Genomic DNA, 22705 nt, shown 5'->3' with positions numbered 1-22705 from the left:
GCTTCTTTACTGCCTCCGGACACCTCAACCCAGGGCGAACCCTGAACGGGCTGTCGGCTGATTGACGTCCAGGCAGCCAACCGGACAAGCAAGTGTTGGCCAGGGGACGTCCCGAGGGCGGGGGACTGGAAACTGCCGGTTAGCCAACATCTGGCTCATCGTCGGGGGCAGCGATCGTCTCGAGCGCCACCTGGAACAGCCGGAGTCTATCAGGAGGCAGCTCGCGCACGAGCAGGGTGAGGCGCCGCAGCTCCGGGGACGCCTCGGGGGCGTCCAGGGGAGGCGGGGCCGAAGGCGCGTTCTCCGGAGGGCCCAGGGAGAGGAGCACATCGGCCGAAACGCCCAGCAGGAGGCACAGCTCACGCAGCTTGGGGACGCTGGGCACCATGTCCCCGCGCTCGATGCGCCCGTAGACGGCAGGGACGAACCCCACCGATCTGGCCACCTGCTCCTGGGTGAGATCCATGCGCACCCGGGCCATCCGGAGCCGTGAGCCAAGCCTGGGTTGCGGCGTCTCTTCCATCGGGTGCACCCACGCGCAAAAGGTCGCGGGCGACCCTACTTGAGGGGCCAGGCACGCGAAAGAAAACCTGATTCGTGCTCCGCGCGGTCAGATGGGCCGCGCCCACAGCGCCCGGAGATCCGCGGGCAGCTCGTGCCCCACCTGCTCGGCTTCACCCTCGGTGATGTGGGCCCGCACCGTGGCGAAGGCCGCCCGGGTCACGCTCTCGGCCTGGGCCCTGTCGCCACCGATGTCCTCCGCCACCATCTGGAGGAACTCGTCCAGGCCGAACTTCCACACGGGCCGCTCGCGCTGCGGATTGCAGGCCTGGAGCGCTTCCTGGAGTTTCATCGGGAGTTGGGCCCGCAGGTCATCCGCCTCGCCCTTGATGAGCCGCTGCTCCAGCGCGCACAACACCGACACGAGTGCCTTCTCCGCCCGATCCCTGGGAAGTCCACTCGCCGCGCAGAAGTCCTTCAGGAAGAGCGCGTACGTCTGGGTCCTCCGGGCCTCGCGCCGTCGAGCACGCAGATCCAGCTGTTGCTCTCCCATGCCTTCGGGCTCGTCCGCCATGGTGCTTCACCTCCAGGGAGTACGGTGGGTATCCCGTGGGGCGGATGCACCCGCCGGAGGCCTCCACCAAGGGGGCGGGGGAGCGGGGACCCGCCATGCCGCTGGGGCTCGGCCCGGGCGCCACCAGGGACTTCCGCGGAGGGAATGATGTGGACCGGCTCAGCTCGTCTGGCGCCAGGCGGCGAGGGCGAACAGCACCCAGCCCACGAGGAAGCCCGTCCCGCCAAGCGGGGTGATGGCGCCCAGGGCGCGCACGCCGGTGAGCGCCAGCGCGTACAGGCTGCCGGAGAACAGGAGGATGCCGGCCAGCATCGCCCAGCCCGCCCCGTTCAACAGTGGGCTGGGACGCAGCTGCGCCAGCAGTCCGATCGCGATCAACCCGAGCGAGTGATACATGTGGTATCGCGCGCCGGTTTCGAAGATGGTCAACATGTCCGGGGTGAGTCTTGCCCGGAGCCCATGCGCACCGAATGCTCCCGCCGCCACGGACAGGAACGCGTTTGCCGCGCCGAGAATGAGCCACAGCCGCATCGCCGAGCGCCTTTCTTTCCTCAGAGGTCCGACTGAGGCACCCTACCGCGCCTGACCCGGCGCGTCTCTACCTACCGATGCCAGCTCCCACCACCAAGAAGCCCACCTCCCGCAAGATGCCCACCCTCACGCCCCAGCCCTTCGAGCTGAGGTCCTCGTCCATCCAGGGCCAGGGGGCGTTCGCCACGCGGCCCATCCGCAAGGGCGCGCGCATCATCGAGTACGTCGGCCAGCGCATCTCCCAATCCGCGGCGGATGAGCGCTACGACGACACCGCCATGTCGCGCCACCACACCTTCCTCTTCAACGTGGACGAGGACACGGTCATCGACGCGGCCCACGAGGGCAACGACGCACGGTTCATCAACCACTCGTGCGATCCCAACTGCCAGGCCTTCCTCGAGGGAGACCGCATCTACATCTATGCCCGGCGCGACATCTCCGTGGGCGATGAGCTCTGCTACGACTACGCCTACGACCGCACCGAGGACATGGGCGAGGAGGAGGAGCGGCTCTACGTCTGCCGCTGTGGTGCGGCCACCTGCCGGGGCACCATCCTCGCGACCACGGAGGAGCAGAAGAAGGAGCCTCGGAAGAAGGCCCCGGTGAAGGCGTCGAAGAAGTCGAAGAAGAAGTCGTCGTCTTCCACGTCCACCCGCAAGCCGCCCGCGAGCCGGAAGCGGAAGTCCACGGCGAAATCCGGGCGCTCGGCTTCCGGGGCTGGTTCGAAGCGCCGTGCGCGGACCCGCGCGGCCCGCGGTTGACGCACCCGGTCGTCCAGGGAGGGGGCGTGACTCCGCGTGCGGGTCGGAGACCGGGGCGTCGGTTGCCCTTCTGGCCGTCGGGATGAACGGTGGACAGCGACGGTTGAAACGGGCACCGTCCACCCGCCTCGCGCCCCGGCAGTGCCGCGGGACGTGAGCGGTTGACTCGCACGGAGGACCCTTTGACGCTCTCCCTCGTCGCGGCGCTCGCCCTTTCCGCCGCTCCCGCCAAATCCCAGCCCTACACCATCCAGGACCAGGTCACGATGCGCCGGATCAGCAATCCGAGCGTGTCCCCGGATGGCAAGCGCATCGCCTTCGTGCTGCGCACCACCGACCTGGAGGCCAACAAGGGCCGCACCGACCTGTGGCTCGTCAACGCCGACGGCAGCGGCCTGCGCCAGCTCACGCAGTCCCCCGAGAGTGAAGGCCAGCCCGTCTGGGGCCCGGACGGCCAGAGCCTCTACTTCCTCTCCTCGCGCGGCGGCTCCAGTCAGGTGTTCCGCCTCCCGCTGGATGGAGGGGAGTCGCGGGCCGTCACGAAGCTGCCCCTGGACGTGGGCGCCTTCGCCCTGTCGCGCGATGGCAAGACGCTCGCCGTCGCCCTGGAGGTCTACCCCGACTGCCCCACGCTGGAGTGCACCACCCAGCGCCAGAAGGAGCAGGCGCAGAAGAAGACCACCGGCCGCGTCTACGACAAGCTCTTCGCCCGTCACTGGGACGCGTGGTCGGATGGCCGGCGCAACCACCTTTTCGTCCTGCCGGTGGATGGCAGCGCCGCCCCTCGCGACGTGATGGTGGGCATGGATGCCGACGGCCCCAGCAAGCCCTTCGGCGGCCCGGAGGAGTTCACCTTCACCCCGGATGGCAAGGGGCTCGTCTTCACCGCGCGCGACGTGGGCGCCAGCGAGTCCTGGTCCACTGATCTGGATCTCTTCCTCGCCCCGCTGGACAAGCCCGGTGCGCCGAAGAAGCTCACCGAGAAGAACCGCGCCACGGACACGCAGCCCGTGTTCAGCCCGGATGGCAAGACGCTCGCGTACCTGGCCATGTCGCGTCCGGGCTTCGAGTCGGACCGCCTGCGCGTGGTGCTGCGCTCGTGGCCCGAGGGCAAGGAGCGCGTCCTCGCCGAGCCGTGGGATCGCTCGGCTGGCTCGCTCGCCTGGACCGCGGATGGCAAGTCGGTGCTCGTCACCGCCGATGACATCGGTCAGCACCCCGTCTTCTCCATCGACGTGGCGAGCGGCCAGGTGCGCGCGCTCAGCGGGCCGGGCAGTGCCGGCGAGCCGCAGCCCCTGCCGGACGGTCGCGTCGTCTTCCTGCGGGATGACTTGAAGTCGCCCGCGGACCTGTACTCGGTGCACGCGGACGGGAGTGAGCTGCGCCAGCTCACGCGCGTGAACGAGGAGGCCGTGGCCCGCATCCGCTTCGGTGACTATGAGCAGTTCGAGTTCCCGGGCTGGAATGGCGAGACGGTGCGCGGCTACGTGGTGAAGCCGGCCGACTTCGACCCGAAGAAGAAGTACCCGGTGGCCTTCCTCATCCACGGTGGTCCGCAGGGCAGCTTCGGCAACCACTTCCACTACCGGTGGAACCCGCAGACGTACGCGGGCCGGGGCTACGCGGCGGTGATGATCGACTTCCACGGCTCGACGGGCTACGGCCAGGCCTTCACGGATGCCATCAGCGGGGACTGGGGTGGCAAGCCGCTGGAGGATCTGCAGAAGGGCCTGGAGGCCGCCATCAAGCGCTACGGCTTCCTGGATGGCGACAAGGTGTGCGCGCTGGGCGCGAGCTACGGCGGGTACATGATCAACTGGATCGCCGGCCAGATGCCGGACCGCTTCCGGTGCCTGGTGACCCACGACGGCAACCTCGACGAGAAGCTGGCGTACTTCAACACGGAGGAGCTGTGGTTCCCCGAGTGGGAGCACGGTGGCACGCCGTGGGAGAAGCCGGAGGGCTACACCAAGCACAACCCGATCGACCACGTGGCGAAGTGGAAGACGCCGATGCTGGTCATCCACGGCGGGCAGGACTTCCGCGTGGTGGACACGCAGGGCCTGGCCACCTTCACGGTGCTCCAGCGCCGGGGCATTCCGTCCAAGCTCATCTACTTCCCGGACGAGAACCACTGGGTGGTGAAGCCGGCCAACAGCATCCAGTGGCATGACGCGGTGCTGGACTGGTTGGATCAGTGGACGAAGGGTGCGAAGAAGCCGGCGGGCCCGTCGGTGGCGCCCACGGCGAAGGCCGCGCAGTAGCCTCCCGAGGGCCGGACGGCGCGTTTCCTCACCCGAGCGCGCCGTCCTTGGCATGATGCTCCCGCCATGACTCCGCCCCCCGATCTCGACGCGTACCGCTCCGAGTTCCCCGTCGTGCAGGAGCAGCTCTACTTCAACCACGCGGGCGTCTCGCCTACCAGCCAGCGTGTCGCCACCGCCGTGCGCGAGTGGATGGAGGACGTGCTCCACCACGGCGTCCGCTTCGAGCGTGGCTGGGAGGCTCGGACCGAGAACACCCGCACGCTCGCCGCCCGGATGATTGGCGCAGCGCCCGAGGAGATCGCCCTCGTGCGCAACACCAGCCATGGGCTCGGGCTCGTCGCCGAGGGACTCGACTGGCGGCCCGGAGACGAGGTCGCCGTCGCGGCGTCCGTCGAGTACCCCTCCAACGTCTACCCCTGGCTCCACCTGCGCGACCGTGGCGTCGTTGTCCGCGAGATAGAGTCTCGGGACGGCGGTGTCACCCCCGAGGCCGTGGCCGCCGCGCTCACCCCACGCACCCGGCTCGTCGCCCTGAGCTCCGTCCAGTTCGCCTCCGGCTACCGCACCGACCTGGAGGCCATTGGCGCGCTCTGCGAGCGCTCGGGCGTCCTCTTCTGCGTGGATGGCATCCAGAGCGTGGGCTGCATTCCAGTGGACGTGAAGAAGAGCCGCGTCCACTTCCTCAGCGCCGACAGCCACAAGTGGATGCTCGGCATCTCGGGCATCGGCTTCCTCTACGTGGACCGGAACGTGCTGCCGCGCGTGCGGCCCGTGCTCGTCGGCTGGCGCTCCACCACGGATGCCTGGAACTTCAACCGCTCCCACTTCGAGCTGCGCCCGGACGCCACGAAGTTCGAGGAGGGGAGCCACAACTACGCCGGCATCTATGCGCTCGGGGCCGCCCTGGGCCTGCTCCTGGAAGTGGGGATGGAGAACGTCGAGGCGCGCATCCGGGAGCTGCTCTCCCAGCTCGATGCCGGGCTGCGCGCCATCGGGTGCGAGACCGGGCCCTCTCCCGAGCACCGCGCCGGCATCCTCACCTTCCTGCCTCCCCGGGGCGAGGTGAGAGCGCTCGGCTCGTACCTCTCCGAGCGCAACGTCAGCTTCTCGCTCCGCCGCGGGCGCATCCGCATCTCGCCCCACTTCTACAACCAGCCCGGGGAGATCGACCGGCTCGTGGAGATGGTGCGGGCGTTCTCGGGGAAGTGAGTCCTCGAGGGGGAGGGCCCATGGACCCTCACCCCAACCGTCTGGGGGAGAGGGGTGCTACTGCGCGGGGAAGAGGTTCTCGATGGAGAGGTAGCGCTCGCCCGTGTCGTAGCAGAAGGTCAGCACGCGGCTCCCGTCGGGGATCTCCGCCAGCTTCTTGTTCACCGCCGCCAGCGCCGCTCCCGAGGAGATGCCCACGAAGATGCCCTCCTCGCGCGCCGACCGCTTGGTGAACTCGAAGGCCTCCTCCTCGGCCACCTGGATGACGCCGTCCAGCGCGTCCTTGTGCAGGTTCTTCGGGATGAAGCCCGCGCCGATTCCCTGGATGGGGTGCGGCCCCGGCTGTCCGCCGCTGATGACGGGCGACTTCACCGGCTCCACCGCGAACACCTTCAGCTTCGGCCACTTGGGCTTGAGCACCTCGGCGCATGCCGTGATGTGACCGCCCGTTCCCACGCCCGTGATGATGTAGTCCAGGCCCTGGGGGAAGTCCTTGAGGATCTCCTGCGCCGTGGTGCGCTTGTGGACCTCGATGTTCGCCTCGTTCTCGAACTGCTGCGGCATCCACGCGTTCGGCGTCTGCGCCACCATCTCCTGCGCCCGAGCGATCGCGCCCTTCATGCCCTGTGCCCTCGGCGTCAGCTCGAAGGTGGCCCCGTACGCCGCCATCAGCCGGCGCCGCTCGATGCTCATCGACTCGGGCATCACCAGGATGAGCTTGTAGCCCTTCACCGCCGCCACCATCGCCAGGCCGATGCCCGTGTTGCCCGACGTGGGCTCGATGATGACGCTGTCCTTCTTGAGGATGCCCCGCTTCTCGGCGTCCTCGATCATCGACAGGCCAATGCGGTCCTTGATGCTCCCGCCCGGATTGGCCCGTTCCAGCTTGATGTACACCTCGACGCGCGAGGGAAAGAGCCGGTTGATGCGGACGTGGGGCGTGTTGCCGATCGTCTCGAGGATGTTGTTCACCGTCATGGGTCTGGAGCCTCGTAGGGTGAAGGTGTCTGCCGTGGCAGATGGACGTCTGCTATATCAGATGTGATACTCCAGCTCATCGAATTCCGCACCTCCGTGTCGGTGGCGCACCTCGCTGCGGCGGGAGACCACGGACTCGGGGGGAATGCTCTGGGTGATGAAGGCGTTGCCCGCGATGATGCTGCCGCGGCCCACCACGGTGCCGCCGCCGAGGATGGTGGCGTTGGCGTAGACGACCACGTCGTCCTCGATGGTCGGGTGGCGCTTCTTGTCCGCCAGGGCCTTCTGCACCTGGAGCGCGCCCAGCGTCACGCCCTGGTAGATCTTCACCCCGTTGCCGATGAGGGTGGTCTCGCCAATCACCACGCCGGTGCCGTGGTCGATGACGAAGCGCCGCCCGATGGTGGCCCCCGGGTGGATGTCCACGCCGGTGCGCTGGTGGCCCAGCTCCGTGAGCAGGCGGGGCAGCAGCGGGAAGCCCAGCACATGCAGGGTGTGGGCGATCCGGTAGATGGCGATGGCCTGGAAGCCCGGGTAGGTGAGGATGACCTCGTCCACGCTCCGGGCGGCGGGGTCGGCCTCGAAGATGGCGTCGGCGTCCTGGCGCAGCCAGGCGTAGATGTCCGGGAGCTGCTCCATGAAGCGCCGGGGCAGGTCCGGAGCCATGCCCGGATAGCGCGGGGCGAGCGTGTCCAGGGCACGCGTGAGGATGGCCTCCACCACCGCCACCTCGGAGCGGACGCCGACGGCGCTACAGTCCAGCCGCTCGGCGAAGTGGGGGAAGAGCAGCGCCAGCACCTTGTCGATGAGCTCCGGCGCCCCGGCACGGATGTCCGGGGGGAAGCAGTGGTGCCTGCGCGCGTCGATGAGGGTCTGGATGAGCCGGCCGTTGGGTTCGTCCATGGGCCGGAGAAGTTAACCGCTAGTAGCGGCCTCCGCCCAGTGCGCTGACGATGGCCGACAACACCCGGTTCTCAACACCCCACACGGCCTTGTTGAGCCCCTGGATGCCCGCCCCCCGGAAGTAGTCCGTGAAGTCGTGCAGGGCCGTGGAGCGCTGCATGCGCTCCGTCTTCGCCGCGTAGAGCAGGGGGGTGTTCGGCGCTCCGGTCATCCCCAGGTCCGGACAGGCCTCGGACAGCTTCTGGGGATCAATCCCCGTCACCGCCGACATCATGGCCACGGTGAACTTGTGGACGGGCAGCTCGCGGGCGTTGGGAATCTTCTCCAGGACCTTCTGGCGCGTCTCCGGGCCGGAGTCGAGCTGCTCCAGCGTCACCTTGGACATGGCGAGCAGTTGCTCGTTCGTCACGTGCTTGTTGTCGAGGATGGCCCGCCGGAAGAGGCTCTCCGGCGTGTCACCCTTGATGGTGATGGAGCACTGCTTCAGCTTTTCGAGCATGCCGCTGAGGGCCCGTCCCAGCTCCGAGTCCGCCGGAGCCCGCCAGGTGGCGATGGGGGCAGGGGCGGCGGCCTTCACGCCCGGGGCCTCGAAGCCGCTCTTCTGCGTGTGCCCCACCGTCTGGGCGGTGTTCACCGTCTGGGCGGTGGTTGGGGCGGACGGGGCCGCCTGGGGCGCGGACGCGGTGGGGGTCCTGACGGCAAGGGGGCGGCGGCTGATCGGATCCATGGAATACCTCCGGAGCCCGGCTCGGAGGGGAGCCTCGGTCCGGAGGTATTATCGCAGGAGCCCTGGAAAGGTTGCGTGTCCCTCAACTCGACAGCTTGTTGGGCTCGAAGTTGGCGCCGAGGTTGGAGGTGATGCCCACCGCGTCGAAGGCGGCGCCAATGGCGGCGAGCTTCTCCTTCTGGCGCGGGTCGTTGCGGAGGAAGGTGCGCGCGGCCAGCTCCACCCCGCGCCGGCTGTCGATGAACTTGGACGTGCGCGACAGGTGCTGGGTGAGCGCCAGGTAGAAGATCGCCGCCACCTCGCGCGGGTCGAAGAGGAAGTTGCCCTGGGCGTCCTTGGAGGTGAGCAGGTGGTAGGCCGCCTTGTTGTGGATGCCGCTGTTGGTGTGCACCCCGCCCCAGTCCGTGAGCGGGCCCACGGCCAGGAACTCGTAGTCCTTCATGTGCGCCGGCTGGTTGTACTTCTCCGGCTGGCTCAGGTCGCGGATGGGGATGCCCGAGGTCTCCAGCTCCTCGCCCATCTCCCAGTTCCAGGTCCCCACGTCCGGGTTGTTCAGGTTGGACACGATGACGCCGAAGATGTCCGAGTAGGACTCGTTGAGCGCCCCGGACATGCCGGCGTACTCGAGCCGGGCGGTGTGGTCCGTGAGGCCGTGGAGGATTTCATGAGCCACCACGTCCAGGGCCACCGCGTACGAGCGGATGCCACCACCCTGGGCGGCGCGCTGTCCGTACACCATCTGCGTGCCGATCCACGCGGCGTTGTGCCACTCCTTGCCGCCGCCGCCGCCGTAGCAGCAGTTGATGCTGGAGATGACGGGGCCTCCACGGTTGTCGAGCCCCTCGCGCTTGAGCACCTTGCGCAGGAAGAGCGCCACCGCCACGGCGTTGGCGTGCGCGCTCACCGCGGCGGGATCCCACGGCTCCGGCGGGCGGCCCACGTACGCGCCTGGCAGCAGCCTCTCGTCCCGCTCCAGGTCGTGGAAGCTGAAGTCGTAGGTGTGCACGTTGAGCTCGCTGTCGATGAGCTTCCACACCTCGCCCATCTTCTTCGCCGCGAACTTCCGGCGCACGCCCAGGCCGTCGGCGGCCTCTTCGAACTCGGGCTCCATGCGCCGCCTGCGGAAGAGGAGCTCCTGGGTGGGCTGCATGCCCTGGGGGTGGATGCTCTGGGTTCTCGGCAGCTCGGCGATGAGGTTCCCGGAGTGGGCGTCGACGATGTAATCCATCAGCTCTGGCGCGCGCCGCATGGCGCCCTTCGGGGTGTCCGGCTGGCGCCGGGTGACGTTCTCGACGAGGTAGGCCAGGTGCCAGTGCTGCTCGGGCTCGTGGAAGTAGAAGACGAGGCGGGGCAGGGCGTTGATCGACTCGGCGTCCTGGCCGGCGCGCTGGCGGACGACGTCCATGGCCTGCGCGGGCGAGAGGGTCGCCATCACGTTCAGGTCCGCGGGCGGGGTCCCCAGGGTGGAGTTGAGGGCGAGCAGCTCGTTGTTCTCGTCCAGCTCGACGGTGATCAGCGAGCCGTAGATGGGGATGCGCCTGTAGACCTGCCGGAACTTCACCACCTGGGTTCCGGTGAGCGGAACGTTCTCCGTGCCCAGGGTGCGGAATTCGGAGGCCTTGCCGTCGATTTCCGGCGTGTTGAAGGTGGGGAGGGCCGGGCTGGCGAAGGCCTCCGTGAGGTAGCGCCTGGCCGCTGTCTCCGGGTCGAGCCCGGCGATGGCGGGACGGCCATCGGGCAGGGGTCTGTCGAAACCGACAATGGGCCGGATGGCATCCACGACATCGGATTGCTCGTGACGATGGAAGGCGAAGCTCTGAAGTCCGCTGGCACTCATCGCATCTCCTCGCTTGGTTGCCAGCGATGGAGGGCCGACATGGCCACACCGCTGGCTGAAAAGTGGAGTGGGCGGGATGGGATTTGTGACAGGGGAGGGAGCCGACGAGGGCCAGGGCTGGCCGGAGCCAGCGCGGGCGCTCCGGCCTTTGTCTGGCCCGTGTGTTACCGGGCCGGAGCGGGAGCGCCTCCTGGCCCGTGTCTCCGGTTGGGTGGGGGCGTGCACCCGTTCTCGCCCCTTCATCTTGACGAACGCTCGTACGATTCCCAGTGAGCGCTCAGAAGGACAGGCCGAGCGAGAACCGTGCGTCGGGCGTCAGAGGACCCCGCAGGGTCCGCACGGGGCCTTGCCAGGGGAGGTAGGTGGTGCCACCGGCGACGAGCTGCGCGCTCACGCCGAGATAGCGCAGCACCCAGTACGTCCCCTCGAGTGTTCCCACGACGTTGAGCCCCCACTGCCCGGTCCAGTTTCCCTGGCTCACCGCGTAGGCGGCGGTGTTGCGCGCGCCCGCGAGCGCCGACAGCCGCAGCGACAGGCCCCGTCCCGCGTTGTTCCGGCCCTCATACAGGCTGAAGCGCGGGCCGGCCCGGAGGTACAGGGAGCCAATGACGGGGTTGACGAGCGTGGCGCCCACCTCCACGTCCACCACCGGGAGGGCGTGCACCGTCAGCGACGCCCCGACGTAGTCCGGTACGCCCGTCCGCCAGCTCGCCCGGACGGTGGCGATGCCACGCCGCTGGGGGGCGCGTTCCTCCTGGGTGATAGCGCCCGGCTCGTCGGCCCGGGCCTCCAGGCTGCCCGCGCAGAGCAGTGCTCCCACGAGTGCTCCAAGATGCAGTCCGCCTCTCCATGTTCCTTGCTGTCTCATCGGTGTTCCTCGCCGTGCTCGCGGGAGCGAGTCACTCCGTCATGTACAGGTAGGCCAGACACATCTCGTCATCGGTGCCCTCGCCCCACCTCACCGTGCGGGACGTGGGATTGTCCCAGGTGCAGGTGAGCTTCAGCTGGCTGAAGAGCGGCACCTCGAGGGGCTTCTTGTAGAAGTACATCTGCTGCCAGTGGAAGTCCCACGCCGGAATCTCGATGAGGGAGTCTCCTCCCTTCTCCACTGTGATGCGCCTGCCCTTGGTGTGCATGTGCGGCAGCACGCCCCAGAGGGTGCCAGCGGGCACGTACTGCTTCGCGTGGTGGGTGTAGCCCGTCGCCCCCGCGGGAATGGCGAAGTCTCCATCGACCAGGGCATACAGGGAGGCCGGTTTCGCCACGGGCTCGCGCGAGAACTGCAAGGCCATGCGTGTGAGGTCCGGCCTGGCCTCTCCGTGCATCGCGCTGACATCCGAGGCGGTGATGCCCTGGGGCGGCTCGGTGGAGCGCTGGGAGATGTTGTAGTGCACCTGCATGACGAGCACCGAGTCGGCCGCCACGCTCACGCCCGTGCCTTCCGGGTAGCGGGTGGGCGGAGAGCCCGGCGCCCACGCCCCGAGCAGCGACTCGTTGTCCACCCCCGAGTCACCGAAGCACGTCCACCCAGGCTCGGCCTCGCGCGCATCCCGGGCGAGCGCCGCCTTGCGGGGCGCGGCGAAGAGGAGCACGTGGTGTACCTGCTGCTTCACTCCTGGCATCACCTCGAAGCCGATCAGATCCCGCCCCCGCTCGAGGTGGGGATCCAACAGGAAGCAGTGGTAGTCGTCCGCGGCCGTGTCCTTGGGCGTGTAGGGCACAGCGGGCCCGACGGTCAGGTCGGTCCACTCGAGGGGCGGCGCGGGCTCCCGGGGAGGAGGCGTGTCCTGGGGGTTTCCCTCGGGGGCACCCTGCTCGGACCAGGCGGAGAGGATGTCCACCTCACCCTGCGTCAGCCGCCGCGAATCCCGGAAGCGGTGGGGGCCTTCCGCGGGCATCCACGGAGGCATCCGGCGCGCCTGGATCGAGCTGGCCAGCGCCGCGTGCATGCCGGACGCCTGGTCGTAGGTCTCCAGCGAGAAGGGGGCGACACCGTTGTCGGTATGGCAGCCCTGGCAGCGGTTCTGGAGGATGGGCAGCACGTCCCGGTGCCAGGAGACCGGGCCTCCGTCATAGTGGGGGCCTTCCTCGGGGGGGTCCTCTTCGGAGGTGGAGGAGCAGCCCGGAAGTCCGAGCCAGAGAGTCCCCAGCGCCAGCAGCAGCAGGCGGTCGCGCATGTTCGCGTCCTGTTCGGGGGCCGCTCTCCGGCCGAAGCGGCCCACCGGTGGATTCCAGGGTCGCACCATGCCAGCACTGGGGGGGTGATGCACGTGGACTCCTCGACACGGTGAGGGGACGACATGGAAAAATCAGGGGGGTGAATCCAAGAAATCGGGTCCGGGAGTCTCAACGCCGAAAGAAACCGACGGTAAGGAGCTTTCGCATGAAGCGTCAGATTCTCACGGTGTGCCTCCTGGCCTCCCTGGCGGGAGCGGGGCGGGCCGAAGCCGCACCCATCGCTGAAACCCCTCCTGTTCCCCCCTCTCCGCCTTCCAAGGTGCGGCAGCCGGAACTCGAAGCGCGGCGCCAGGCCCTGGAGGCCCGCCGGGGCGAACTGGAGGCCGAGTTCCAGGAACTGGAGACCGAGATGGCGGCCCAGGCGAAGGAGATGGATCCCGAGGGGCGGCTCACCTCCGACCAGCTCTTCGAGCTGCTCCAGACGCGCGAGCGGCGGCTGGACAGGGATCACTTCGATCCCGTGCCCGCCATCATCAGCATGTCCTTCTTCGGCTGCACGCTGACGGCCTTCCTGGCGTGGCTGTACGCCAGCTACCGCAGGGCGCGTCAGATCCACGAGACAGTGCGCATGATGGTGGAGAAGGGCGCGGAGATTCCCCAGGGGTTGCTCGCGCCACCTCCCAAGCGCAAGCCGTCGGATCTGCGGCGGGGCATCATCCTGTCCACGGCGGGGCTGGGGCTGGCGATCTTCCTGGGCGCGCTCCCGAACGCGGAGGGGGCCTGGGGTGTCGGGGTGACGCTCCTGCTCATCGGCCTGGGGCACCTGATCGTCTGGCGCCTGCAGCAGGGGAAGGGGCCGCTGTCGTCCGCTCTCTCGCCGGAGCCTCAGCTGTAGCCCTCCCGCCCCATGGCCTCCCCTCCTGAAGTCCCCTCGGACAGCGAGCTCATCGCACGGGTGCTCGTGCGTGACGACCGCAGCGCCTTTGGCGAGCTGGTGGCACGGCACCAGTCCGCGGTGCGCGGTCTGGCGCGCCGTCTGACCGGGGGAGACCTGGCGCAGGCGGATGATCTGGCGCAGGAGACCTTCCTCCGCGCCTACCGGGGGCTGCGTGGCTACCGGGGAGGGGCGAAGTTCTCGTCCTGGCTCTACCGCATCGCCTGCAACGTGTTCTTCAGCCGCGACCGCGGTAGCCGCGAGGCCCCCGTGGAGCTTCCCGCCCTGGAGGCCGGAAGTCCCGAGGGTGTCTCCCTTCCGGACGCGCTCCTGGAGCGCTATGACCTGGAGCGGGCGCTCGCTTCCCTCAAGCCCCGCGAGCGGGCCGCGCTCGTCCTCACCTACGCCAACGAGCTGACCCACGAGGAGGCGGCGGTCGTCCTCGACTGCCCCCTGGGAACGCTCAAGACCCACGTCGCGCGCGCGAAGGAGAAGCTGCGCCGGCAACTCGAGGAGGTCCCATGAACGGCCGCGATGACGAGGCCTGGCTCGACACGCTGCTCCAGCGGCAACTGCCCTCCGGGCTCTCCGATGACGGCTTCCGGGAGCAGATCCTGCTAAGTCTGCCCCCCCGCGAGCGGCCGGCACGCCGCGCATTCGGCCTCGGCGTCACGTGGTTGGTGGCGGCCGCGACGCTGCTGCTGCCCACGGGCGGAGGGGACGTGGTGCTCTCCTCCACGGGCGCGGGCAGCCTCTTTGTCCCGTGCAGCCTCGGGACCGCCCTGTTGTGGTACTTCGTCGACCGCCTGACGGCGTGAGCGGGCCCGGGCCGCTCAGCTGTCGAGCATCGGGCGGCCCTGGTGCGCGACGAGCAGGTCGTGCATGTCGTTGGCGTGCTCCTCCTCCTTGGCGAGGATCTCCTCGAGCATCCGCCGGGTGGCCGGATCGTGGTTGGCGAAGTAGCGGATCATCTCCTGGTACGTCTGGATGGCGATCCGCTCGGCCACGAGGTTCTCGCGGATCATGTCCACGAGGTTCTGTCCCTCGACGAACTGGCTCGCGCTGCGCGTGGTGATCCCCTCGGGGTTGAAGTTCGCCTGACCCCCGAGCTGGTTGATGCGCTCGGCGATCATCAGGGCGTGTTGCTGTTCCTCGCGGGCGTGCTGGCCGAACTCCTCCTTCACGGCCTCGCTGTGGATGCCCACCGCGCTGATGTAGTGCGAGGTGTAGCGCAGCACGCAGACGATCTCCGTGGCCAGCGCGTCGTTGAGCAGCTTGACGGTGACTTTGACGTCGCCCTCGTAGTCCGAGGTGAGCGCGCCCTCTTCGAGGTGCTCGCGAGCCCGGCGGCGGATCTCATTGATGTCGGTGATGAAAGGCTGTTGTGGGTCGGCCATACGGTGTTCTCCCTTGCGCCAAGCTAGGGAGTGCGGAGCCGGATTGGCCACGGTCCCCGGGGGTCTGTCCGGACGTGCTCGGCGGGCGGACAGCCGGGCATCCGAAGTTGCCCGCTCCCCGGACAACCGTGCTCCGCCAGGCCGCCCGGTGCCCCTACAGCCACATCCGCCAGAGCAGCCCGAGCCGGGTGGTGTACCCGACAGCGGCCCGCTCGATGCGGCCCTCGGAGGACACGAAGAAGGTGGTGGGGAACTGCTCCACGGCGTAGGCCCGCATGAGCTCCGGGCCACCGAGCAGCACGGGGTAGTCCACCTCGTGCTCCTTCGCGAAACGGCGCACGTCCTCCTCGTGCTCGTAGGCCACCGCCACGGACAGCACGTGCGCCGAGCCGCCCACCGTGCCCTGGAGCCCGGAGAGGGTGGAGGACTCGGCCTTGCACACCCCGCACCAGGGAGCCCAGAAGGAGAGCACCACCGGTTTGCCCCGGAGCTCCGACAGCCGCACCTGCTCGCCGGAGAGGGTGCGCAGGGTGAAGTCCGGCGCGGGAGCACCCGTCGGCAGGTGACGGGTCTGCCAGGTGGCGATCGCCATGAAGATGAGCGCCACCATGCCGATGTCCATCACATGGCGCACCCACTCGCGCTCGCGTGCCCGGCTCCAGGCGTGTCTCAGGGATTCCAGCACCCGTTTCATGAGGGGCATTGTCCCCCGGTCTCCGGCCGGGCGCCACCGTGCTCGGAGCACGTCGGCGAGGCCGCGGGCCATGGCGGGCGGCCCGCCCGGAAATCTCGAGGCAACGGCTCCCCCGGTACGCACGCGCGGGCCGGGTGTTCCCGGGGCCGGCCATGCCGGGGCCAACGGGGTCCCGCTATGATCGTCTGGGTGGGGGTGCACCCGTGACGAAGCTGGATTCGGTTCCCGAGGACGTTCGCTGGCGGCAGGCGCTGTATGGGGGGCTGCTGGGGAGCGCGGGGGTCGTCCTGGCGTGGATGGTGTGGGTCGTCCTCCAGGCCTGGTTTCAGGACTGGGTGAGCGTGGTGCGCGCGCCCGCGGTGGGGGCCTCGCTGGGCATTGTCGTGGACTTCCTCTCCGAGCACGTGCGTGCCTCCGCCCGCGAGGCCCGTGGCGAGCACGAGCCCTCCGAGTCCTCGCCCCCTGCGGGGACGGTGTCGAGCCGGAGCCGCCGTGTCCTCAAGGCCATCGGGGTCTTCTCCCTCGTCTTCCTCGCGGGAGCCTGCGAGAACCTGGTGGGCGATCGCCTCGCCTCGCTGTGGCGCCCCTTCCTCGTCAGCGTGGCCACCTTCTTCCCGGTGGGTGCCGTCTTCGCCTGGATGCTGCATGCGCGTGACTTCTCCTCGCACTCGTTGCCGTCCAATCTCTTTCACGGCGTCTTCGCCGGGCTCTGCGCCGCGACGACCGTGGTGGGCATGGGGCTGGTGCTCGGGACGCTCCCGCGAGGGGAGGAGGGTGTGGACTGGAGTGCCATCCTCGCCCTCTTGGGCTGGTGGGGTCTGCTGGGAGGAGCCTTCGGTTTCGCCTTGCGCGAGGAGGACTCGCCCAGCCTGCTCGGACCCCCGGTGGGCGTGGGCTGCATGCTGGTGCTCACCCTGCTCGGCGCGGTGCCGGTCTCGTGGTTCTCCGACACCCCTGGTCCGGTGGGCCTCCTGGCCCGTGCGGCGCGTCCGGTCTCGGCGTTGGTGCTCACCCATCCCGGGCTCCCCGCTCAGGTGCTGGCCGACGTGGAGACGGCCTCGGGGCCCGCGCCCCTCACCCCATCGCCGGGGGGCTCCGGTGGCGTCCTCCGGGCCGCCCCGGCGCCGGAGTGGAGCCTGCGGGTGACTCGGCTGCTGGGCTGCGAGGCGCTCGTGGCCACTCCAGGCCCGCTGCGGGTGGTGCGGTGGAGCGAGCTGAGCCCGCGCCACCAGATTCTTTGCAATGACTTGCGGCGCGGGAGTCATTCCGGGCTGCTGCGCTCCTGGCTGGTGTTGCTGGTGTTCAGCCTCGGGCTGGGGCTGGCCCATGTGGTGGAGGCCCACCTTCGTCCCGCGACCTATGCCGGCAGCGCGACACAGGGCCGGGATGGAGTCCTCGCGGTGGGGGCCGGTGTGTTGCTGTTGGCGGCGGTGCTGTTCGTGCGCTTCATTCCTCTCTGAGGGGAGGGACGCCTGGTTGGGAGGCTCGAGCGCGACATGTCGATTGTCGAATCGAGTTTCGAGCCCGGAGGGTGGAAATTAAAGCTTGCGTCGGAGGACCACGAATATGGACGCGACGCAGGCAGCGGTGCAGGCGGGTCTCGAGGGTGTGGTGGTAGCGGAGACCCGGTTGAGCGAGGTGGACGGCGAGCGGGGACGGTTGGTGATTGCTGGCGGTGATGTCGAGTCACTCGCCGGGACGATCTCCTTCGAGGATGTATGCGCGAAGCTCTGGGCACCGTATGCGAAGGAGGCCTTGCCTCCGTCGCTCCAGAGGGCCCTGGGCGAGGCGCGGGTGCGAGCCTTCGGGTTGCTCGAGCGGGTAGGGGATGCGCTCGAGGCACCGGATGCGATGGACGCGCTTCGGGCCGCGGCGGCCCATGTTCCGGTGCTCCCGGGACGTGAGCTGGACACGTTCATCCTGATGACGGGAGCCCTGGCGGTGTTCACGGGGGCATGGGCGAGGCGGCGGCGCGGACTGGCGCCCGTGCGGCCGGATCCGGCCCTGTCCCACGCGGCGGACGTGTTGCGCATGGTGGGCGGTGAGTCCCAGCCCGAGCGGGCCGCCGGGCTCGATGCCTATCTGGTCACCGTCTCCGACCATGGGCTGAATGCGTCCACGTTCACGGCGCGGGTGATTGCCTCGACGGGCTCGGATGCGGTGTCGGCGGTGGTGGGCGCCATCGGGGCGTTGAAGGGGCCGCTACACGGTGGCGCACCTGGGCCGGTGCTGGACATGCTGGATGCCATTGGCCGTCCGGAACGGGCCGCCGCGTGGCTCGAGGCGGAGCTGCGAGCCGGGCGCCGCATCATGGGTATGGGCCATCGCATCTACCGGGTGAGAGACCCTCGAGCGGCGGTTCTGGAGCGCGCCATCGAGCGGCTCGAGAAGGGGGGACTGCGGACGGATCGGCTCGCGCTGGCACGAGCGGTGGAGCGCGCGGCCGACGAGCTCCTCCGCCAGCGCTACCCGGACCGGCCGCTGCGCGCGAACGTGGAGTTCTACACGGCGGTGTTGCTCGACGCGGTGGGGCTCGATCGCGAGCTGTTCTCGGCCGCGTTCGCCTGTGGGCGTGTGGCCGGGTGGCTGGGTCATATCTCCGAGCAGCGGGCCACCGGCCGGCTCATCCGTCCTGCGTCGCGCTACGTGGGGCCGATGCCAGGCTGAGCGCGGAGGCGTGTCAGGCGGGCCGATAGTCTGGGAGGTGCAGGTCCTCTCGGGAGGCGTGCGGCTTGTACAACATCACGGGTGACCAGCCCGTGATTGGTGCTTCGTCAACGTGAGAGGTAGCTTGCCGCAGGATGGCTCGGTACGTTCTCCGGTATGGGTGACAGGTTCCAGGTCCTTGTCGACAGTGACGTATCTGCGGAGGAGGCACCCCGCCTCGCGGAGAACGTTCGAGGGTGGCTCGTTTCTCGACGCATCATCGAGCCCGTGCTCTCGGATTGCACGTTGGGTGAGTCAGGGCATCCACCAGGGGCCGCTCACACCACCGTATTGGAGAATCCCTCGTCGGATGCCTTCCGCTATTTGACGAATGGCCTCGAAATAACGGTGGGTCGGACGTTCTTCTGGACGCCTTACACGGACTTGACGTGCCGCATGTGCGGGGCTCGCTTCGATCCCTACAGCGACCCCTGGGTTGATGCAGTCGGTGTATGGCACCAGGGCGACGATTCGGCCACCTTCGACTGCCCCAAGTGCGGGCGGCCAGAGCGAGTTGCCGAATGGAGCGGTGAGTCCCCCTGCGGGTTCGGCAACTTGGGACTTACGTTCTGGAACTGGCCGCCTCTTTCCTCAAGTTTCGTGCGCGAGATGACAGAGTTGCTGGGGCACCGCACGGTGCTCGTGCGCGGAAAGCTCTGACTCGACTTTCGCCATTTTTGTCCGGCTGGGCTTGCCCCGGGTCCGTCCGCTGGTGGGCACCTTCCCCGAGCGCGCGTGTCCGAGGGCGGACGATGCGGACGGGTCGTGCACACAAGTCTTTGACCCGACTCTCCAGGTGGGCGCGAAATCCGGCGGCACGAGATTCGCCCGTCAAGGAGACCCCGCATGACACGGTTGCTCCCCGTCCTCTTCCTGCTCGCCGCCGGGCTTGCCCGCGCCGACGAGGGGATGTGGACCTTCAACAACTTCCCCTCCGAGCTGGTGAAGGCGCGCTACGGGTTCGCTCCCAGCCCGGAGTGGTTGAAGAAGGTCCGGCTCTCCGCGGCCCGCATCGCCGGAGGTTGCTCGGCCAGCTTCGTCTCTCCCAATGGTCTGGTGATGACCAATCACCACTGCGTCCGCGAGTGCGTGCAGCAGCTCTCCACCCCGCAGAGCGACTTCATCGTGAAGGGCTTCTACGCCGCCACCGCGCAGCAGGAGAAGCAGTGCCCGGCCTTCGAGGTCAACAAGCTGGTGGACATCTCCGATGTCACCGACGCGGTGATGCGGGTCGTCCAGGGCAAGGAGGGCGCGGCCTTCCGCGACGCGCAGCGCGCGGAGATCGCCCGGCTGGAGAAGGCGTGCGCCACCGCTCCGGACATCCGCTGTGACGTGGTGACCCTGTACCAGGGCGGCATGTACAACCTCTACAAGTACCAGCGCTTCCAGGACGTGCGGCTGGTGTTCGCTCCCGAGGAGGCCATCGCCTTCTTCGGCGGTGACCCAGACAACTTCGAGTTCCCCCGCTACGACTACGACGTGTCCTTCGTGCGTGTGTACCAGGACGGCAAGCCGGCGAAGCTGGACGACTACTTCCGATGGTCACCCCAGGGCGCGCAGCCCGGCGAGCTGACCTTCGTGGCCGGGCACCCGGGGGGCACCTCTCGCCTGCTGACGGTGGCCCAGCTCCAGTACCAGCGCGACTACGCCCTGCCCGAGCGTCTCGTCCAACTCGCGCAGCTCCGGGGGCTGCTCGACGAGTTCCAGCAGCGCGGCCCCGAGTTCACCCGTATCTCCAACAACCTCAAGTTCGGCGTGGAGAACTCCTACAAGGCCCTGGTCGGCCGCCGCGAGGCGCTCGTGAACCGGGAGTTCTTCGCCACCAAGGTGGCCGAGGAGCAGAAGCTGCGCGATTGGGTGAAGGCCGACCCCGAGCGGCAGAAGCGCTACGGCCAGGCCTGGGACAACATCGCCCGGGCCACGGACACGCTGCGCGACATGCGCATCCGGCTGCGGATCCTGGAGCAGGGCGCCGGCACGGGCTCGGACCTCTTTGGCTACGCGCGTCAGCTCGTCCGAGCGGCGGAGGAGCAGGCCAAGCCCAACGAGCAGCGGTTGGAGGAGTACGCCGAGGCTCGCAAGCCGGAGCTGGAGCAGCAGCTCTTCAGCCCGGCTCCCGTCTACCCCAAGCTGGAGGAGGCGCTGCTCACCTTCTACCTGACGAAGCTGCGCGAGCAGCTCGGGCCGGATGACCCGGTGGTGAAGAAGGTGCTCGGCAAGCAGTCCCCCCAGGCGCTCGCGCGCAAGGCGGTGGCCGGCACCCGCCTGGCGAGCCCGCAGGTGCGCCGCCAGCTCTACCAGGGCGGGGCGGCGGCCGTTCGTGACTCCAAGGATCCGATGCTGGAGCTCGTCCGCTCCCTGGACGAGGAGGCTCGCGCCATCCGCAAGCGCTATGAGGATCAGGTGGACTCCGTCATCGACAAGAATGGCGAGCTCATCGCCCGGGCCCGCTTCGAGGCCTATGGCACCAGCATCTACCCGGATGCCACCTTCACGCTCCGTCTGTCCTTCGGGCAGGTGAAGGGCTTCGAGCACAACGGGAAGCAGGTGGAGCCCCTCACCCGGATCGCGGGTCTCTTCGAGCGCGCCACCGGGGAGGATCCCTTCCGCCTGCCTCCCAGCTGGCTCCAGGCCAGGCCCCGGTTGGACCTCCAGACGCCCTTCAACTTCGTGAGCACCAACGACATCATCGGTGGCAACTCGGGCTCGCCCATCTTCAACAAGGACGCGGAGATCGTCGGCATCGTCTTCGACGGCAACATCTACTCCCTGGGCGGCGAGTACGGGTTCGACGAGTCCCTCAACCGCACCGTCTCCGTCCACAGCCAGGGCATCCTCGAAGGCCTGCGCAAGGTCTACAATGCCCGCCGGCTCCTGGATGAACTGGGGCAGGGTGGTGGGGGGTAGGATACAGCCTGGGAAAATCCGTTCATTTCCGGGCAGTATGTTCTCCCGTCAAATTCGTTAAGACGTCTGCGGGCATGACGTCTTTGGGGAGGTATGGATGCGAGCGGCCATCTTCTACTCGGTTCTCCTCGTGGGGGGGCTGATGGGGTGCGCCTCCCGACAGGGCAACCTCCTGCTGGAGAAGCAGGAGGAGGCCTCCTACGAGCACCCGCTGGAGGAGGTCTGGCCCTCGGTGCGGAGCTGGTTCCAGGAGCGCGGGTTCCGGGCCCGGGAGGACGCGGCCAACTTCGTGTTGCAGACGGACTGGCGCGAGGAGTTCCCCGGCTCGGCGGTGGCGGGCTACTGGCACCGCTACACCGTCGTCGGCAAGCGGGAGAGCCCCTCTCGTTGCCGGGTGTGGGTCATCCGCTCCAGCCGCAGCCCGGACGGGGCCCCTGTCTATGAGGCGAAGCAGCCGGACTTCGAGGCGAGCCGCTTCCCGGGCCCCGGCAATGACGGGCTGCCGGGTGGGGGCCTGCGCATGGAGGAGATGGATGTGCGCCTCCCCAGCATGGAGCCGCGGCTGCGCTTCGTCCCCTCCGAGTCGGTGTCGAACGTCACCCTGGCCACGCGGGTGCCGGGCGTCGCGGGCGAGTCCCTGCTGGGGGCGAGGGACTTTGGAATGGAGTGGGTGCTGAGGGATGCCATCGCCCCGGGGTTGGACGCGCGCAAGCAGGGCCTGCAGGGGGCGGCGCTGTCGGCGGCGAGGCAGGAGCCGGGCAACGTCTCCATCGAGTGCGGCATGCCCATCATCGGGCTGGCCGGGCGCGCCCAGCGGGGCTCGGTGATGTTGCTGGGGGAGCTGCATGGCACGCGCGAGGTGCCCCGCTTCGTGGCGCTGAGCGCCTGCCAGGTGTCCGCCCGCGGCATCCCGGTGACGGTGGGCCTGGAGCTGCCGGTGGAGGAGCAGGAGCGGGTGCGGCGCTTCATCGCCAGCGACGGCTCCGCGCAGGAGCATGCGCTGCTGATGGAGAGCCCCTTCTGGCGCAGCCCCTACCCGGATGGTCGCAGCAGCGAGGCGGTGGCCCAGTTGCTGGAGCAGCTGCGCTGGCTGCGCGCCCAGGGGCTGGACGTGAAGGTCTTCGTCTTCGATCACCCGGAGCTGCAGGGCGAGGCCCGCGAGGCGGCCATGGCCGGGAGCATCCTCTCCCAGGTGGAGGCGGGCGCGGAGCGCTTCTTCGTCATCGCCACCGGGAATGTCCACCCGCGCATCCTGCCCGGCGTGCCGTGGGACCTGGGCTATCGCCCCATGGGCTACATGCTCGCCCGCAAGCTGTCCTCCCTGGTGTCGCTGGACGTGGCCTATGACAGCGGCACCGCGTGGATCTGCTCCGTGGGCGAGACGCTCGAGTGCGGCGAGCGGTCCACGAAGGGCAAGAACAATGGAGACAGGTACTTCATCTCCTTCTTCGAGCAGCCGAACGAGTCCGGCTTCCACGGCGTCTTCTACGTGGGTCCGGTGTCGGCTTCTCCTCCAGCGGTGCGTCCTGGCCAGAACACCGCTGGCTCCCACCCGATGTAAGAACCGGTGCTCGCGGCTCGTTCCGCGGTACCCGGCC

General features: G+C 68.8%; 21 protein-coding genes. 10 read left to right on the top strand and 11 right to left on the bottom strand.

The genetic code is table 11. The features are described from left to right. Window positions 1–139 precede the first annotated feature (139 nt). The 3 genes from DAT35_RS28735 to DAT35_RS28725 all read right to left on the bottom strand — a co-directional run bounded on the left by DAT35_RS28735 (window position 140) and on the right by DAT35_RS28725 (window position 1606). The gene (locus DAT35_RS28735; RefSeq protein ID WP_108070848.1) at window positions 140–523 is read right to left on the bottom strand and encodes a helix-turn-helix transcriptional regulator; all 384 of its coding nucleotides are present in this window, start codon (window positions 521–523) and stop codon (window positions 140–142) included. An 87-nt stretch (window positions 524–610) separates the two neighbouring features. Then, window positions 611–1075 (bottom strand): DUF2267 domain-containing protein, encoded by a 465-nt coding sequence (locus tag DAT35_RS28730; protein ID WP_108070846.1) that lies wholly within the window; start codon window positions 1073–1075, stop codon window positions 611–613. A gap of 159 nt (window positions 1076–1234) precedes the next feature. After that, complete coding sequence (locus DAT35_RS28725; RefSeq protein ID WP_108070844.1) at window positions 1235–1606, bottom strand: DUF423 domain-containing protein; 372 nt, start codon at window positions 1604–1606, stop codon at window positions 1235–1237. A gap of 77 nt (window positions 1607–1683) precedes the next feature. Between DAT35_RS28725 and DAT35_RS28720 the strand changes: the two genes are divergently transcribed. The 3 genes from DAT35_RS28720 to DAT35_RS28710 all read left to right on the top strand — a co-directional run bounded on the left by DAT35_RS28720 (window position 1684) and on the right by DAT35_RS28710 (window position 5846). Continuing rightward, window positions 1684–2370: an SET domain-containing protein gene (locus tag DAT35_RS28720; RefSeq protein WP_108070842.1), complete on the top strand. Its 687-nt coding sequence runs from the start codon at window positions 1684–1686 to the stop codon at window positions 2368–2370. Window positions 2371–2552: 182 nt separating this feature from the next. Continuing rightward, window positions 2553–4634 carry a S9 family peptidase gene (locus DAT35_RS28715; RefSeq protein ID WP_108070839.1) on the top strand — a complete coding sequence of 694 codons (2082 nt, stop codon included), beginning with the start codon at window positions 2553–2555 and terminating at the stop codon, window positions 4632–4634. 66 nt (window positions 4635–4700) lie between these two features. Continuing rightward, complete coding sequence (locus DAT35_RS28710) at window positions 4701–5846, top strand: aminotransferase class V-fold PLP-dependent enzyme (protein ID WP_108070837.1); 1146 nt, start codon at window positions 4701–4703, stop codon at window positions 5844–5846. 57 nt (window positions 5847–5903) lie between these two features. Here DAT35_RS28710 and cysK read toward each other — a convergent pair whose 3' ends face one another. From cysK to DAT35_RS28680, 6 genes are all read right to left on the bottom strand, one after another. Next, window positions 5904–6824 (bottom strand): cysteine synthase A, encoded by a 921-nt coding sequence (gene cysK, locus DAT35_RS28705; RefSeq protein ID WP_108070835.1) that lies wholly within the window; start codon window positions 6822–6824, stop codon window positions 5904–5906. Between the two features lie 57 nt (window positions 6825–6881). Next, a complete protein-coding gene (gene epsC, locus DAT35_RS28700) occupies window positions 6882–7727 on the bottom strand; it encodes a serine O-acetyltransferase EpsC (protein WP_108070833.1) in 846 nt (281 codons plus the stop codon). 19 nt (window positions 7728–7746) lie between these two features. Continuing rightward, the gene (locus tag DAT35_RS28695) at window positions 7747–8454 is read right to left on the bottom strand and encodes a hypothetical protein (RefSeq protein ID WP_108070831.1); all 708 of its coding nucleotides are present in this window, start codon (window positions 8452–8454) and stop codon (window positions 7747–7749) included. 82 nt (window positions 8455–8536) lie between these two features. Further along, entirely contained in the window at window positions 8537–10291 is a 1755-nt protein-coding gene (locus tag DAT35_RS28690) for a M4 family metallopeptidase (RefSeq protein ID WP_108070829.1), read from the bottom strand. A 277-nt stretch (window positions 10292–10568) separates the two neighbouring features. Further along, window positions 10569–11111 (bottom strand): hypothetical protein, encoded by a 543-nt coding sequence (locus DAT35_RS28685; RefSeq protein WP_108070827.1) that lies wholly within the window; start codon window positions 11109–11111, stop codon window positions 10569–10571. Window positions 11112–11190: 79 nt separating this feature from the next. Next, window positions 11191–12468 carry a hypothetical protein gene (locus DAT35_RS28680; RefSeq protein ID WP_158501910.1) on the bottom strand — a complete coding sequence of 426 codons (1278 nt, stop codon included), beginning with the start codon at window positions 12466–12468 and terminating at the stop codon, window positions 11191–11193. 206 nt (window positions 12469–12674) lie between these two features. Here DAT35_RS28680 and DAT35_RS28675 point away from each other — a divergent pair, with 206 nt between their 5' ends. Genes DAT35_RS28675 through DAT35_RS28665 form a run of 3 tightly spaced genes read left to right on the top strand, consistent with a single transcriptional unit; the run spans window position 12675 to window position 14221 of the window. Then, entirely contained in the window at window positions 12675–13364 is a 690-nt protein-coding gene (locus DAT35_RS28675) for a DUF6249 domain-containing protein (protein WP_108070824.1), read from the top strand. A 12-nt stretch (window positions 13365–13376) separates the two neighbouring features. Further along, window positions 13377–13928: an RNA polymerase sigma factor gene (locus tag DAT35_RS28670; protein WP_108070822.1), complete on the top strand. Its 552-nt coding sequence runs from the start codon at window positions 13377–13379 to the stop codon at window positions 13926–13928. After that, the gene (locus DAT35_RS28665) at window positions 13925–14221 is read left to right on the top strand and encodes a hypothetical protein (RefSeq protein WP_108070820.1); all 297 of its coding nucleotides are present in this window, start codon (window positions 13925–13927) and stop codon (window positions 14219–14221) included. Before DAT35_RS28670 ends, DAT35_RS28665 begins: the two co-directional genes overlap by 4 nt. Before the next feature lie 15 nt (window positions 14222–14236). Here the strand turns inward: DAT35_RS28665 and DAT35_RS28660 are convergent, their stop codons facing one another. Both DAT35_RS28660 and DAT35_RS28655 read right to left on the bottom strand, forming a co-directional pair. Continuing rightward, a complete protein-coding gene (locus DAT35_RS28660) occupies window positions 14237–14800 on the bottom strand; it encodes a bacterioferritin (protein WP_108070818.1) in 564 nt (187 codons plus the stop codon). A 154-nt stretch (window positions 14801–14954) separates the two neighbouring features. Further along, the gene (locus tag DAT35_RS28655; RefSeq protein WP_108070817.1) at window positions 14955–15503 is read right to left on the bottom strand and encodes a TlpA disulfide reductase family protein; all 549 of its coding nucleotides are present in this window, start codon (window positions 15501–15503) and stop codon (window positions 14955–14957) included. Between the two features lie 194 nt (window positions 15504–15697). Here DAT35_RS28655 and DAT35_RS28650 point away from each other — a divergent pair, with 194 nt between their 5' ends. From DAT35_RS28650 to DAT35_RS28630, 4 genes are all read left to right on the top strand, one after another. After that, complete coding sequence (locus DAT35_RS28650) at window positions 15698–16954, top strand: hypothetical protein (RefSeq protein WP_108070815.1); 1257 nt, start codon at window positions 15698–15700, stop codon at window positions 16952–16954. Between the two features lie 106 nt (window positions 16955–17060). Continuing rightward, window positions 17061–18161, top strand: a complete 1101-nt coding sequence (locus DAT35_RS28645; protein WP_108070813.1) for a citrate synthase — start codon at window positions 17061–17063, stop codon at window positions 18159–18161. 885 nt (window positions 18162–19046) lie between these two features. Further along, window positions 19047–21107, top strand: coding sequence for a S46 family peptidase (locus tag DAT35_RS28635; protein WP_108070809.1), 2061 nt, complete (start codon window positions 19047–19049; stop codon window positions 21105–21107). A 97-nt stretch (window positions 21108–21204) separates the two neighbouring features. Next, window positions 21205–22668: a hypothetical protein gene (locus tag DAT35_RS28630; protein ID WP_108070807.1), complete on the top strand. Its 1464-nt coding sequence runs from the start codon at window positions 21205–21207 to the stop codon at window positions 22666–22668. The last annotated feature ends 37 nt before the right edge of the window (window positions 22669–22705 follow it).

Origin of the sequence: Vitiosangium sp. GDMCC 1.1324 (assembly GCF_003044305.1) — a bacterium.
Lineage (GTDB): Bacteria > Myxococcota > Myxococcia > Myxococcales > Myxococcaceae > Archangium.
Note: the sequence above shows the minus strand (reverse complement) of the source record. Positions and strands in the feature narration are given on the sequence as shown.